General features: G+C 70.4%; 11 protein-coding genes. 3 read left to right on the top strand and 8 right to left on the bottom strand.

The annotated features are described in order from the left end of the window. Nucleotides 1–139: 139 nt before the first annotated feature. The 3 genes from SACXIDRAFT_RS05550 to aac(3) all read right to left on the bottom strand — a co-directional run bounded on the left by SACXIDRAFT_RS05550 (nucleotide 140) and on the right by aac(3) (nucleotide 4003). Entirely contained in the window at nucleotides 140–604 is a 465-nt protein-coding gene (locus tag SACXIDRAFT_RS05550; RefSeq protein WP_040922054.1) for a GreA/GreB family elongation factor, read from the bottom strand. A 45-nt stretch (nucleotides 605–649) separates the two neighbouring features. Further along, complete coding sequence (locus SACXIDRAFT_RS05545) at nucleotides 650–3010, bottom strand: Tex family protein (RefSeq protein ID WP_006237518.1); 2361 nt, start codon at nucleotides 3008–3010, stop codon at nucleotides 650–652. Nucleotides 3011–3121: 111 nt separating this feature from the next. Further along, nucleotides 3122–4003, bottom strand: a complete 882-nt coding sequence (gene aac(3) / locus SACXIDRAFT_RS05540; protein WP_006237517.1) for an aminoglycoside 3-N-acetyltransferase — start codon at nucleotides 4001–4003, stop codon at nucleotides 3122–3124. Nucleotides 4004–4148: 145 nt separating this feature from the next. Between aac(3) and SACXIDRAFT_RS05535 the strand changes: the two genes are divergently transcribed. Continuing rightward, nucleotides 4149–4535 carry a DUF7715 family protein gene (locus SACXIDRAFT_RS05535; protein WP_006237516.1) on the top strand — a complete coding sequence of 129 codons (387 nt, stop codon included), beginning with the start codon at nucleotides 4149–4151 and terminating at the stop codon, nucleotides 4533–4535. Between the two features lie 103 nt (nucleotides 4536–4638). Here the strand turns inward: SACXIDRAFT_RS05535 and SACXIDRAFT_RS22250 are convergent, their stop codons facing one another. Further along, nucleotides 4639–4782: a hypothetical protein gene (locus SACXIDRAFT_RS22250; protein WP_006237515.1), complete on the bottom strand. Its 144-nt coding sequence runs from the start codon at nucleotides 4780–4782 to the stop codon at nucleotides 4639–4641. 165 nt (nucleotides 4783–4947) lie between these two features. Here SACXIDRAFT_RS22250 and SACXIDRAFT_RS05530 point away from each other — a divergent pair, with 165 nt between their 5' ends. Then, nucleotides 4948–6693 (top strand): hypothetical protein, encoded by a 1746-nt coding sequence (locus SACXIDRAFT_RS05530; protein ID WP_085978676.1) that lies wholly within the window; start codon nucleotides 4948–4950, stop codon nucleotides 6691–6693. A gap of 1 nt (nucleotide 6694) precedes the next feature. Here SACXIDRAFT_RS05530 and SACXIDRAFT_RS05525 read toward each other — a convergent pair whose 3' ends face one another. Then, complete coding sequence (locus SACXIDRAFT_RS05525) at nucleotides 6695–8098, bottom strand: sensor histidine kinase (protein WP_232285255.1); 1404 nt, start codon at nucleotides 8096–8098, stop codon at nucleotides 6695–6697. Nucleotides 8099–8157: 59 nt separating this feature from the next. Further along, nucleotides 8158–8844, bottom strand: a complete 687-nt coding sequence (locus SACXIDRAFT_RS05520; RefSeq protein ID WP_006237512.1) for a winged helix-turn-helix domain-containing protein — start codon at nucleotides 8842–8844, stop codon at nucleotides 8158–8160. Between the two features lie 71 nt (nucleotides 8845–8915). On the opposite strand from SACXIDRAFT_RS05520, the gene SACXIDRAFT_RS05515 reads away from it, so the two are divergent. After that, entirely contained in the window at nucleotides 8916–10328 is a 1413-nt protein-coding gene (locus SACXIDRAFT_RS05515; RefSeq protein ID WP_006237511.1) for a cobyrinic acid a,c-diamide synthase CobB, read from the top strand. Nucleotides 10329–10471: 143 nt separating this feature from the next. On the opposite strand, the gene SACXIDRAFT_RS05510 is transcribed toward SACXIDRAFT_RS05515, so the two are convergent. Continuing rightward, the gene (locus SACXIDRAFT_RS05510) at nucleotides 10472–13531 is read right to left on the bottom strand and encodes an arabinosyltransferase domain-containing protein (protein ID WP_006237510.1); all 3060 of its coding nucleotides are present in this window, start codon (nucleotides 13529–13531) and stop codon (nucleotides 10472–10474) included. 236 nt (nucleotides 13532–13767) lie between these two features. Continuing rightward, the gene (locus SACXIDRAFT_RS05505) at nucleotides 13768–14394 is read right to left on the bottom strand and encodes a bifunctional adenosylcobinamide kinase/adenosylcobinamide-phosphate guanylyltransferase (protein ID WP_006237509.1); all 627 of its coding nucleotides are present in this window, start codon (nucleotides 14392–14394) and stop codon (nucleotides 13768–13770) included. Nucleotides 14395–14470 lie beyond the last annotated feature (76 nt).

Below are 14470 nucleotides of genomic sequence, written 5' to 3'. Positions count from 1 at the left end.
GGGAGGTGCGGACACGAGACGTTTCGGTTCGTGTCCGCAGTTTACGTACGGGTGTTTGCGTCGTGCGGTGCCAACACCTGTGCGGGAAGTGCGGACACGCGTGCGAGAAGTGCGGACACGCCAGCCGGGCAGAGTGCGGTTACTCGGGTGGGGTGAGTTTCACGATCTGGGCTGTGGCCTCGCCCCGAGGGGTCCGGTACGTGACCGTGTCCCCCTCGGAGCGGCCCACCAGCGCGTGACCCAGCGGGCTGTCGGCTGTCAGCGACGACGTGTCGTCGTCCTCGGCCTCGTCGGCCACACCGACCACCGTCATGTCCTCGGTGCTGCCGTCGTCGAAACGCAACGTGACCCGGGTGCCGGACGGCAGCCCTGCCTCCTGCTCAGCGGAGGGCCCACCGTGCAACAGGTCGATGACCTCGGTGATCCGCCGGTCGAGCCGTGACACCACCTCCGCGCGTTCCAGCAGGTCGGCCTGGTCGGCGCTGTCACCGAGCGGGTCCTCACCGAGCCTCGGCGCCAGGGATTCGCGTTGCCGGCGCAGCGATTCGAGCTCGCGTTCCAGACGGGCGCGGGTGGCCGGGCTCAAACCTGGGGTCGATGTCATTGCCCCATTGTCGGGGCAGGCCGCCCGGCTCGCCACGCGCCCGGCTCAGACCCGGAAACCGGCTTTGCGCAGCGCGTCGGCCATCGCGCCGCCCGCGGGTTGCCGGTCGTCGCGCTTGCGTCCCTGCCGTGCCTGACCCTGCTTGCCCTGCCCCTGCTGACCTTGCTGTCCCTGGCCCTTGCGACCCTGCCCCTGCCGTGCTTCCCCACGGCGGTCGGAGCGGTCTCCCTCCTTCGGCGGCTGGACGTCGTCGTCGAGCCGCAAGGTGAGGGAGATGCGCTTGCGCGGCACATCGACGTCCAGGACCTTGACCGTCACCACGTCGCCGGGCTTGACGACCTCGCGAGGGTCGGAGACGTATCGGTGCGACATGGCCGACACGTGGACGAGCCCGTCCTGGTGAACGCCGATGTCAACGAACGCGCCGAACGCGGCCACGTTGGTGACCACACCTTCCAGCCGCATGCCGGGCTTGAGGTCGGCCATCGTGTCAACGCCCTCGGCGAACGTCGCCGTCTTGAACTCCGGCCTGGGGTCGCGGCCGGGTTTCTCCAGCTCGGCAAGGATGTCGGTGACCGTCGGCAGTCCGAACTTCTCGTCGGCGAACGTCTCGGGCTTGAGCGAACGCAGGGTGCGGGCGTTGCCGATGAGCTCCCGGATGCCCACACGGGTGTGATCGAGGATGCGGCGCACGACGGGATACGACTCGGGGTGCACGGCCGAGGTGTCGAGCGGGTCGTCGGAGTCGGGAATGCGGAGGAAGCCGGCACACTGCTCGAACGCCTTCGGGCCGAGCCTCGCCACGTCCTTGAGCGCCGTCCTGCTGCGGAAGGGACCGTTGGCGTCGCGGTGGGCGACGATGTTCTCGGCGAGCCCCGTTCCGATGCCGGACACGCGGGCGAGCAGGGGAGCGGACGCGGTGTTGAGATCGACGCCCACCGCGTTCACACAGTCCTCCACCACGGCGTCGAGGGACCGCGAGAGCTTCGTCTCCGCGATGTCGTGCTGGTACTGCCCGACGCCGATCGACTTGGGGTCGATCTTCACGAGTTCCGCGAGCGGGTCCTGGAGCCTGCGCGCGATGGACACGGCGCCGCGCAGCGACACATCCAGTCCGGGCAGCTCCTGCGCGGCGTAGGCGGACGCCGAGTACACGGAGGCTCCCGCCTCCGACACCACGACCTTGGTGGCGCCGAGACCGGGGTGCCGCTTGAGGAGGTCGCCCGCGAGTTTGTCGGTCTCGCGCGACGCGGTGCCGTTGCCGATGGCGATCAGTTCGACGCCGTGTGCCCGGACGAGGCGTTCCAGCGTGGCCAGTGCCTCGTCCCAGCGCGACTGCGGCTTGTGCGGGTAGATGGTGTCCGTGGCGACGACCTTGCCGGTGCCGTCCACGACCGCCACCTTCACCCCGGTGCGGTAGCCGGGGTCGAGTCCCATCGTCGGGCGGGTTCCGGCTGGCGCGGCCAGCAACAGGTCGCGCAGGTTGGCCGCGAACACCCGCACCGCCTCGTCCTCGGCCGCCTGCCGAAGCCGCATGCGCAGGTCGATGCCGAGGTGCAGCAGGATCTTGGTGCGCCACGCCCAGCGGACAGTGTCACGCAGCCAGCGGTCGGCGGGACGGCCCGTGTCCGAGATGCCGTGCCGTTCGGCGATGCGGGTCTCGTAGTGGCCCGCGTCCCCGCCGGGTTCGACGGGTTCGGTCGAAAGGTCGAGGACCTCTTCCTTCTCGCCCCGGAACAGCGCGAGGATGCGGTGTGACGGCAGCTTCGCGAGCGGCTCGGCGAAGTCGAAGTAGTCGGCGAACTTGGCGCCGTCACTCTCCTTGCCCTCACGGACCTTCGACGTGAGCCAGCCCTTCGACCACATGGTCTCGCGCAGCTCGCCGATGAGGTCGGCGTCCTCGGCGAACCGTTCGACGAGGATGGCGCGCGCGCCCGCCAGCGCCGCGGCGGCGTCGGCGATCCCCGCGTCGGGGTTCACGAACGCCTCGGCTGCCGCCGTGGGGTCCTGGGACGGATCGGTCAGCAGGCCGTCCGCCAGCGGTTCGAGGCCGGCCTCCCTCGCGATCTGGGCCTTCGTCCGCCGTTTCGGCTTGTAGGGCAGATAGATGTCTTCGAGGCGCGCCTTCTCCTCGGCTGCCATGATCCGGGCTTCGAGCTCGTCGGTGAGCTTGCCCTGGGAGCGGATGGATTCGAGGATCACCGTGCGCCGTTCTTCGAGTTCGCGCAGGTATCGCAGGCGTTCTTCGAGTGTCCGCAACTGGGTGTCGTCGAGGCCGCCGGTCACCTCCTTGCGGTAACGCGCGATGAACGGCACCGTCGAGCCGTCGTCGAGCAGCGCCACGGTGGCGTGAACCTGCTCGGGGCGGACGCCGAGCTCGTCGGCGATCTTGTCGTGAAGGGACATCCTGTCAGCCACGACTCCGCATTGTGCCCGTTGGACTCCGCGAGGGGCGACGGCCCCACGACCGAAACCGGCCGCGAGGCCGTGGCGGGCAGGGGTCGCACGTCCGCGAGGTCACCGGCGGCTCCGGCCGCCCTCCGTGCCGTGATCGTCGCCCAGTTTCCGTTCGATCCACCTGACACCGAAGTCGAGGGCCTCGGCGGCCTCGAACAGGTGACTCGGCGCGGCTCCCACGTCGCCGCTCCGGCCGAGTCCGGCCTCCACCATGTCGTCGGCGATCACGCCGAACGGGTCCTCGTCCTCGGCCACCACGGAGGAGTAGTCGAACGCGCCCTCCTCCGAGTCGATGTCGTGGAAGTGCCGCCACACCCGCTCTCCCCCCACGGTGATCGGCATCTCGTACTCGACGAAGATCTTGCCGGGAGCGTCGGCGAGGGCCTCCGCGTGGTGCAGCAACGTCATGGTGTCCAGCGGTGCGCCCAGCATGAGCACCCGGCCACCCGCCTCGACGAGTCTCGCGAGCGGGCTGCCTTCACCGTGCGGATCGTCCCACGGGTGGTCGGCCATCAACTCCCCGGCGAGAGCACCAAGGGCGGCGAAGCTCGCGTCGGGGTGTCTGCTGCGGACAGCCCCCGGCCAGCGTCGCAGCGCCTCGGGGAGCCTGCCGTTATTGTGGTCGGCCTCGCTGAGGCCGGGGTGATAGGCGGGATGCTCGGCGCGGATCTGGTCCTGCCATTCCTTCGGCCACGTGGTGAAGTCGTACGGCGGCGCGTCGTTCCAGCCGCAGGTCACCATCAACGTCCCACGTGGACCGACCACGTCGAGCAGGGCCGTGATGAGTGTGGCCGGTCCACCCGCCACGTAGCCGATGGCCGACAGCCGGGTGTGGAAGAAGACGGTGTCCCCGCTTCGCAGGCCGAGGGATTCGAGGTCGGCGCGTAACCGGCTGCGGGTGACGGGGCCGCCGGATCGGCGCAACAGGTCGAGTTCGTCCATGATGGCGCGAGTGTATTGGCCACGACCCGACCGGATGAATTCATTATTCCGCAGCTGACACGCGCGCGGGCAGCCCGTTTCTGTCCGCCCCCGCTGATAGTCAGTTGTCACCACGGCGCACGGCAGCACGGATGGGGAGGCAGTGATGGTGAAGGCACTGGTGGCCACCGCGGCGACGCAGGGTTTCCGCGAGAGCGACTACCACTGGTGTGTCGAAGGGGAGCTGGTGTGGATCGCGCCGACGTGCTCGAAGGATCGGGATGATCCCGACGGTGGTTGCGGATGCGGTCGTGGTTTCGCCGGGTTGTCGTCCCATCGTGCTACCACCACCGCGATGGTGCGCACTCTGCACGGCATCAGCCGATCCGACTACATCATGGTGCTGCGGTCCAGTGTGGAGGAGCAGGGCTACGACATCGCCGACGTGGAAGGACTGGCCGATTCGTTGCTCGACCTGGTGGCGGACCTTCCCGACGGTGCCGTGCTGGAACACCGGCTGAACTACGTGCAGGTCAGGCAGGGAGTCCCGTGACATCCGAGGGGCGGTCATCTTCGCCGGCCAGCGCGGGTAGCCCGTCGATGCTGTAGGGGTTCTTGCGCCGCTGACGGTGTAGTCGAGGTAGGCGACCCGGTGGTCATCGAGGACGGTGAAGCTGCCCGCGAGTCGGTGACACGTTGACGTGCCCGTCGAGTGCCGTCGGGGCTGTGCCGACGAAGAACACCGGCTGGGCGAGCAGGGACTCCCGCAACCGTGCGTCGATCCCGTCGTGCACCTTCATCCGGTCCTCCCAGCCGCTCGCCGCTGCGCCCAGGCATACCCGGCCGCGATGTCGTGACGAAGACGTGCATTCGCGTGCGGGACTGTCGCGGTGCTGTCACGGTCCCGCCGCGAGACGTTCCTAGCGTGGCTGTCGGTCAAGATCGACAGCCACAGGGAGCAGCCGATGTCGCTGGTAGTAGAGCAGGCACCGCCACGGCGGCCGACGCCGGATTCCGGTGCCGGACGTCCCGAGCGCCGACGGTGGCGGTGGCCGGATGTGCTGTCGGTGGCAGGCGGTACCGCGGCCATCGCAGGGCACGCGACCCTGTACGGCAACTGGCTCATCGACGACGCGGCCATCACCTTCGCGTACGCGCGCAGTGTCTCCGAGGGGCACGGCCCCGTGTTGCAGCCCGGCGCCACGCCGGTGGAGGGGTTCTCCAACCCGACGTGGCTGGTGCTGCTCGCACTCGGCAGGCTTGTCGGCCTCTTCGACAGGGGGACCATCGCGGGCGTTCCCGACTACGTGCTGTTCCCGAAAGCGCTCGCGTTGGTGTGCTGCGCGGGCATCCTCGTGTTGTGCCATCTGATCTTTCGCAGGCTGTTGCGCAGGGCGTGGATGGGGACGGCGGTGGCCGGGGCGTTCTTGGCGTCCGTGCCCTCGTTCGTCATCTGGTGTTTCTCCGGACTGGAGAACTCCCTCTACGCGCTGTTGGTGGCCGGGCTCGCGTTCGTGCTGGTGAGCGCGGCGCTCGACGGCCGCCTGCTGTCGGGGAAGGTGGCCGTTGTCGCAGGGGCGCTCGCCGCGCTCGCCGGACTGACCCGCCCCGACGGCATGATCTACGTGGTGGCCTACCCGATCGTCGCCGTGCTGCTGGTGAAGGGTCGCTGGCCGGAGGTGGGTCGGAGGGTCGCGATGTCGGTGCTGGTGTTCGCGGTTCCCGTCGGAGCCTGCGTGGCGTGGCGGCTGGCCGTGTTCGGCCGCTGGCTGCCCAACACCTCGGTCGCCAAGAGGCAGAGCCTGCCCGACCTGCTCGACGTCGTGGCTTCGGGGGATCTTGTTGCCTACGCGGGTGCGCCTGCCGTACTCGCCGTCGTTGCCGTGCTGGCCATGCTGTGGGTGCGACGGCCGAAATGGTGGCCTGCGGTGGTGGTGCTGCTGACCCTCGCCGCGCTCGGTGTGACCGCGTACTCGGTACTCGAACGCGACTGGATGCAGCAACATCGATTCGCGACACCACTGTGGGTGGTGGCCGCGCTGCTGGGGACGCTCGCCGGTGCGGAGCTGCTGCGGCGCTGCCGGACACGGCGTCCGCGTGTGGCGGTGTCGGCGGCGCTGGCCGTCCTGCTCGGCGGCTCACTCGCCTCATACGTGGAGAACGCGTTGGCGTTCGGCGACAACGTGGACGTGCCTGCCTGCTATGTCGCCGACCGGCTCGGCAGGGGATTCAACGCCTACGCGGACCTGCTCGGGGTCGAGGACGGGTCGGTGTTGCTGCCCGACCTCGGTGGTTCGGCGATGACGAGCAGGCTGCGGCTGGTGGACATGGCAGGACTCGCCGAACCGAGGATCGCCGCCTACATCCGCGACCGGGACAAGGCGGGGTTGCGCGACTACGTCTTCGAAGAGGTCAAGCCGACGTTCATCCACTCGCGCGGACCGTGGAGCGCGGGCAACGGTATCCCTTCCGATCCCCGGCTGACTCGCGACTACGACGTGCTCTACCTCTACGCGAGTGACGATCCACCCAACGGTGACTGGGTTCGCAAGGACGCCGTCACAGACCCTCACGCTCTCGAACGGGCACGTGAGTTCGCGAGGACGGAGCTGGCCAGGGTGGACCGCGAGTCCGCGGGATGGGACACGCGGCACTGCGGGGAGACCCTGCACGTGGGGCAGACCACGGTCGGACGGCTCGGGCTGGAGTGACTCAGGTGGTCGCGCACCCCGCCGTGCCGGTGTGGCCGGGCGGGGTGCGGGGCAGCGTCACCGCGAAGACGGCGCCGTCGGCGCGCGTGACCTCGATCGTTCCACCGTGGACGGCGACGTTCTCGGCGGCGATGGCGAGGCCGAGACCGGTTCCCCCGTCGGTCCTGGCGGCCTCGCCCCTGACGAAACGGTCGAACACCACGGGCACGAGCTTGTCGGGGACACCAGGGCCGCGATCGGCGACGCGGAGCACCACCGTGTCCGGGTGTGTGCCGTCGATGTCCACGGTCACCGGGGGTGCGCCGTGGGAAAGGGCATTGGTGATGAGGTTGCCCACCACCGCGTGCAATCGGCGAGGGTCGGCCACCACGGTGGTGTCACCGGCGGCCCGCACCGTGATTTCGGCGTCCGCAGCCGCGAGTGAGACGGCGTCGGTGACCAGCGCAGGCAACTCCACCCTGTCCGGCCGGATCCGCACCGTGCCCGCGTCGAACCGGGAGATCTCCAGCAGGTCTTCGACGAGCCGGGCCAGCCTGCGAGTCTGCTCACCGAGCAGCGATGCCGATACGGCACGGGCCGCGGGGTCGTCGAGACCGTCCACCGAGGCCACCATGGTGGCGACCGGTGTGCGCAGGTCGTGCGCCGCGTCGGCGATGAAACGCTGTTGTTGCCGGTCCTTGGCATGGAGTTGCGCGATGACTGTGCCGAGGCGTTCGGCCATCTGGTTGAACTCCCTGGCGAGTTCGGCCAACTCGTCGCCACCTCGGACCGGCAATCGCACGTCGAGTTTTCCCGCGCCGAGTCGCCGGGCCGCGCTCGCCGCGGCACGCACCGGCCGCTGCGCGAAGTGCGCGGCCTGGAGCGCGGCCACCGCCGAAAGGACGGTGACCAGAATCGTCACCACCGCGAGGGTGTGCCGCAGATCCGAGAGGTCGTCGTGAAGGCGACGCATGCTGTACTGCTCGACGAGAACAAGGTCCGGTTCGACGAGCCCCGCCACCTGGTACACCCGGGCACCATGCCGGTTCGACAGTTCCGTGGAGGCGGTGGCACCTGTGCGGGCACGGTCAACCAGCCAGGCCGGGACCGCCAGCGACGTGGACTGGGCCATTGCCCTCCCGCCTTCCGGCGCGTCAGGGTAGACGCGGGAGCCGGGGAGGGGCCGCTCGTCTTCGACGAGAAAATCGTAGAGCGCCCAGTGCATCCCCTCGCGTTCCCTCACGAACTGCGAGACGGTCTCCAACCGGTCACCGCCATGGCGGTGAACCTGTGTTCTCGCTTGCTGAAGGTCCGAGGCGAAACCAACGTCCGCCGACACCTTGAACCGTTCGGCGGAGGATTCGGCCTGCAACTGGTAGACCATCAGCGCCATGAACGTGGTGGCCGAGGCGCAGACCACGGCCACGGCCACGGTGATACGGGCCCTCAGCCCGAGCGGACGGCGTTTGCCATGACGACATACCCTCACGGTTTTGCCAACCGGTAGCCGAGGCCGCGGACAGTCTTGAGCAACGTCGGGTTGGCCGGATCGTCCTCGATCTTGGCCCGCAACCGCGCCACGGCGGCGTCCACGAGTCGTGAGTCGCCGACGTAGCCGTAGTCCCAGACTCGTTTGAGCAGCGACTGCCTGCTCAGCACCTGGCCCGCGTGCTGGACGAATTCGACAAGCAACCTCGTCTCGGTGGCGCTGAGGTTCAGTTCCCGCCCGTGCCGGGTGGCCACCATCGCCGTGCGATCGAACTCCAACGGCCCGATCCGCACCACCGTCTCCTGCGCCGAGATCGGCGTGGCCCTGCGCAGCACGGCCTTGACCCGAGCGTCGAGAACGCGCGGTTCGACGGGCTTGACCACATAGTCATCGGCACCGCATTCCAGCCCCGCGACGACGTCGATGGCGTCGCCTCGCGCGGTCAGCAGGATGATCGGAACGGGGAGGGCGGCCCGGACACGGCGGCACACCTCGAAACCGTCGATCCCGGGCAGCATCAGGTCGAGAATCACCACGTCGGGCAGCACGTGATCGTCCAGGAGAGTCCTTAGCGCCGTCTCACCCGACGGGTTCGTCGTCACGTCGTGTCCCAAGCGCCTCAACGCGAGGTGCAGCGCCGTCGCCAGTGCGGTGTCGTCCTCGACCAGCAGAACCCTGGGCATGGACCGCAGCTTATCGACGCCGGACGGCCGCTTCCGGCGCGTGCGTTACGGTCGGCGGGGAGGTGCCGGACATGGTCGTGAGAATCCCCAGAGTCGTCGTCGCGGCACCGGCCACGGGGCACGGCAAGACCAGTGTCGCCACCGGGCTGATGGCCGCGTTGCGGGCCCGTGGGCTGGTGGTGTCGGGACACAAGATCGGTCCCGACTTCATCGACCCCGGCTACCACGCGCTGGCCACGGGGCTGCCTCCCCGCAACCTCGACCCGATCCTCCAGGGTGAGCACCGGGTGGCGCCTCTGCTCGCGCACGGTGCGCGGTCAGCCGATGTGGCCGTGATCGAAGGAGTGATGGGCCTGTTCGACGGCGCGCCCGGCACGCGAGGGGCGGCCTCGACGGCGCACGTCGCGACTCTGGTGTCGGCACCGGTGGTGCTGGTGGTCGATGCGTGGACGGCCAGCCGCAGCATCGCCGCGACCACGCTCGGGTTCGCCCGGTACGACCCCGCTGTCCGCATCGCGGGCGTCGTTCTCAACCGGGTCAGCTCGCGAGGGCACGAGGAGGAGATCCGCGAGGCACTCGACCGGACCGGCGTGCCCGTGCTGGGTGTGCTGCCCTACGACGAGTCGCTGCGGGCTCCCGACCGGCATCTCGGGCTCGTCCCCGCCGGTGAGCGTGGCGCCGACGGTCCGGCTCTGGTGTCGGGCCTGGCCGCGTGGGTGGAGTCGGGGGTGGATCTCGACGCCGTCGTGCGCGTGGCGCGGTCGGCCCCTCCGCTTCCCGCCGAACCGTGGGAGCCGCCACGGCGGGAGCTGGCAGGGACAGACGGGCAGGTGAGCAAGCAGGCTGGCGGGCAGGCTGGCGGGCAGGCTGGCGGGCGCTGTGTGGCGGCGGCGTCGGGTGCGGCGTTCACCTTCCGCTACACCGAGACGGTGGAGCTACTCGCCGCCGAGGGCATCGACGTCGTGGACTTCGATCCCCTGCGCGACGAGACGTTGCCCGAAGGCTGTTCCGGCCTGTACCTGGGCGGTGGGTTCCCCGAGACACACGCGACCGAGCTGTCCGCCAACACGCCGCTGCGGGACGCGATCGCGGACGCCGTCGCCCGTGGCATGCCGGTGGTGGCCGAATGCGCCGGCCTGCTGTATTTGTGCCGCGACCTCGATGGAATGCCGATGACGGGGGTGCTGGACGCGGCAGGCCGGATGAGCGGTGGCGGTGCTCTCGGCTACCGCGAAGCCACCTCACCCCGCGACTCGCTCCTTGCCGCGCGCGGCCTGCGGGTGAGCGGGCACGAGTTCCACCGCACCGTCGTCGAACCTGGTCACGGGCCCAACCCGGCCTGGGAGTGGGACGGCAGGGCAGAGGGGTTCGCCTCGGCGAGTCTGCATGCCTCCTACCTGCACGTGCACTGGGCGGGCCACCCGGATGTCGCCCGCCGCTTCGCCTCGGCCGTCCACGGCTGGGCGGCCCGCGGTCCGGAGTGACTCAGCCGCCGTGTCCGCAGGTCCTGTACGGGTGCCTGCAGCTTGTGCGCGGGTGTTCGCAGCTTGTGCGCGGGTGTCTCAGAAGTTCTCGCCTGGCCGCGCCGCAGGCTGCGGACACGTGTGCACAGACTGCGGACACGGCGTCAGCGCGAGGGCCCTGGGCCCGGCGACCACCAGCCGGGGCGGACCCGACGGTCGCGGTGGATCGTGGGCGGGCCGCCGTTCTCGTAGGGCTTCACGGCGTGGAGCGTGCCCCACGGCTGACCGGGGGCGCCAGCGAGGTAGCTGGGGATCTCCGGCTTGGCCGCCACCTCGTCGAGGTTGCCGAGCACACCGCCCGCGACGGCGCTCGCCCAGCCCGCCTCGTCGGCCAGGGTGCCTGCCGTGAGGTGATACTCGGGCAGCTCCAGCACACCGTCTGTGATGGTCATCGGCCGCAGGCACGGATACACGAAGGACGCGGGCCAGTCGATGTAGACGGGGGAGTCGCCGACCTTGTCGGTCAGCGCCGTGAACGACGGCGTGCGGGGAGCGGTCACGGCCACCCAGCCGTCGGCGGTGAGGTCGTCGTCGGTCGCGCCGACCCGCACCGCGTCGGCGTGCCGGGGGATGTCCGGAAGCGGTAGCCGCACGTCCTCCCATTCCCCTGTGCCCGCACCCTCGCCCAGCACGGTACGGGTGGCGATCGGCCGCACCTCAGCGCCGTCCTGCTGTCCGAATTGGATGCTCACGCTCGTGGCCTTGCCCTGTGGGGAGGCGACGGCGACGACGACCTGCTCCACTGCGTCGGCCGCGCTGTCGCGCGGCAGCTCGTACCACGGTGAGTCGAGCCGTCCTGTCGGCGCGCCCCCGTCCTCGTAGCTGCTCCACATCGGCGTGGTGTCGGCGGTGAACCCGTGTGGCGGTCCCTCGATCGGGTCCTGAGAGGACGACGGACGCGGGTGGAAGCCGGTGCTCGATCCCGTGCTGCCCGGCAGGGTGGTGAGCACACTGGCCGCCGGATCGCGTTCCACCATGACGTGGTCGCCGAGACCGCAGTGCTCGCCCGTCAGGTGGGCGAGGTTGGCCGCGCCGAGACTGTAGGTGCCGCGCTGCTCGATCACGGCCTTGACCATGCTGCCGATCGTGCCGAGTACGACGAGCCCGCACACCGCGACCACGGACACGGAACCTCGCCCCAGCGCCGTCCGCGGACGCTCCGGAGCTGGTGGCTGTCCGGGGCGCCGCGCACGGAGGTGCTCCGCGAACGCCACCACGCCGGCCACGGCGGCGGCGCCCGTCAGCAGGGTGGACAGGGCGATCCCGTGCAGCGAAGGGGGCAGGTCGAACCAGGGAACGCCGAGCTGCGACACGAACCAGTACGCGTTGGGCGCCGTTGCCGAGACAGCGGCGACGAGCAGAAGCCCCGAGGTGAACGCCGCGCGGTTGCGCCGTGATCGCAGGACCGAAGCACTGGTGGCCAGCGCGGTGAGAGCGGCCATGGCGGCGCCGACGGCGGCGAACGCGCCGAAGTGGTGGGTCCACTTGGTGGGTGTGAGCGCGAGCAGCACGAAGAACAGCGCCACGGTGCCGATGAGGCGGCGGCTCGGACCGAGCGCGGCGCCGGGGATGCGATCGCGCCGCAGGAGCACGGCAAGACACGTCGCCGTGCACAACACCAGCAGCAGCACGGGAAACCGCCGCGTCAGCGCTCCGTCGGGGCCCTGGCTGAACAAGAACTGGTAGCGCGTGAGTTCCTCGAACCACGACATGCTCGGCCCCACGGCGTGCCGCAGGCGGATCGCCTCCGACACGCTTGCCGAGGTCTGGTCGGCGAACACCGCGAGCAGCACCAGCGAACCGGACGCGCACACCGGGGCCAGGGTCGCCGCCCAGCCGTCCCTGGCGTGTTCGCGCAGCAGCCGAAACAGCGGACGGGCAGCGACCACGAACGGTGCTACGGCGATCAACCCGGTGGGCGTGGCCGCGAAGGTGAACGCCGCCGCGCCGACCCCGAGACACACGGGAAGCAACCGCCGGGTGGCGAGAGCGCGTTCCACGGCCCACAGCGAGAGCAGCGAGCCGAGCACAGCCACCGGTTCGGGCCGCACACCGTTGTCGTAGGGCAGCCACCAGACACAGAAGACGGTCGCGGCGGCCCAGCCAGCGGAGCGGCTGCGGCGCACGGACGCGCCGAGCCTCGGCAGCACCGCGCGGCTGAGGACGAGCCAGCTCGCCACCCCGAGCACGAACGAAGGAAGGCGGATCACCGGCGGCGCCGCGCTGACCTGCGCCAGCAGCCCGTAGACGTGGTAGAACCAGCCGAAAGGGGCTTCGGCGACGCCGAACCAGCGGTGGTAGTTGCTGAGGTATCCGGCGTCGTCGGCGACGCTGGCCATGGTGAGGATGTAGCCGTCGTCCGAGGTGACCGGACCGATCACGACCCAGACCGCGAGCACGCCGACCACCGCGGCGTCGCGGCCGGTGACCCGGCGACGGTCCGGTGACCACGGGCGAGGCGCCCTGCGGCCGAGGTCGGCGTCGCGCCTCCGGACACACGCCAGTGAACCGAGTGCCGCGACGACTCCCAGCAGCGCGACGAACACCTTCACGGCGGTGGGCGACGACTGGTAGCGCGTGTCCGGTGTGATCGACACGGTGAGCCCGCCGACCGGGTCGAGGGAGCCGTCGAGATCGGAGTAGACGCCCACGATGCGCGGCCGCTGATCGCCTTCGGCGTGGTGGACGGTGGCGCCGCCGACGGTCAGCGTGGTGCGGTGCGGATCGGAACGCAGGCCGACGTCGCAGCCCTGCGGCAGTGTCGTCCGCACGATCCGCTCACCACGGTGAACCGCGACGAGCTGCCCGTCCTGGACGGTCAGCCGCAGTCCGACGCCACTGTCGGCGCGAGCGGGCGGGACGGTGGACAACAGCAGCGCCGGTGCCGGGGACCGGGCGTCGAGGGAACGCACCGAGGCGCAGGGAATGTCGGCCGAGGTGTCCAGAGCCCAGTACGAGACCAGTGGTGCGTTGACCGCCGTGGTGTCGCCGCCCACCGGCCACGTGATGCGCGCGGTCTCCTGGACCACGGGGAGGAAGGGGAACACGACCGCGCACAGCACCGCGACGAGACCTGAGAACGCCGCGGCCCTCCGCAGGAAGCGGCCACCACGACGGCGGCCGAGCCCGTCTTCGGGAGCACGGGTCGAGGTGGCGGTGTCCATCGGTTTTCACGCTAGCCCGAGTCGCGGTCGCGGCCCTGCCGATGCGTCACCCGCTGGTGGACCCGGATCGGATCGAACGCGGCGGATTCGGGATCGATCCCGGTCGATCGCCCGCGCCGGTGGCTCCGCCGAGCGGCGCTGGTGATTCGCCGTGATCACCCCGCCACCGTCCGGACCAATGCCCCGCGCCCCGGCACCCAAGGGCTTCGCCCCCGCGCTACCGGTGTTTTCCGCACCTACAGACGCAGCACACGCCCCGCGACGACGAGCCTCACCGAGTGGGCGCCCGCGGCGACCGCCGTGTTGAACGCGCCGAGCACATCCCGGAACACGCGGCCCGCGTGCGTGGGCGGAACGACCCCGGAGCCGACCTCGTTGCTGACCGCCACGACGGGGACGGTGGTGGTGTGCCACGCATCGACGAAGTCCTGAAGGCGCTCGTCCACGGCACGCTCCCAGCCGGGGCGCTGCTCCCACGCGCCGACATCGTCGAGCACCCGCGTCACCCAGGTACCGAGGCAGTCCACGAGCATCGGCGCCGTGGTGGTTCTGAGCACGCCAGGGAGGTCCATCGTCTCCACGGTGCGCCAGTGGGCGGGCCGTCGTGAGCGATGTGCGGCCACGCGCGCCGCCCACTCGGCGTTGTCGCCCCCCGCAGGAGCGCTCCCCGCCACAGAGACGACGTAGGGGTACCGCGACATGAGCTGCTCGGCGTGCCGTGACTTGCCGGACCGGACCCCGCCCAGGACGAGCGTGCGCTGCCCGCCCCGGGCCCGGCGGCCGTAGTCGCGCAGGAGCTCCGCCCCCGCCTCCAGTCGTTCGGCCACGAACTCGGTGACCCGCCGCCTCGGATCAGTCATCATGGTGGACCATTCTTGCCCACCCGGCCGGTGTCGCGCTGCGATCACGGGCGATATTTCATGTTTGCGCCGTTTCGCC

Source organism: Saccharomonospora xinjiangensis XJ-54 (assembly GCF_000258175.1).
Classification (GTDB): Bacteria; Actinomycetota; Actinomycetes; order Mycobacteriales; family Pseudonocardiaceae; genus Saccharomonospora; species Saccharomonospora xinjiangensis.
Note: the sequence above shows the minus strand (reverse complement) of the source record. Positions and strands in the feature narration are given on the sequence as shown.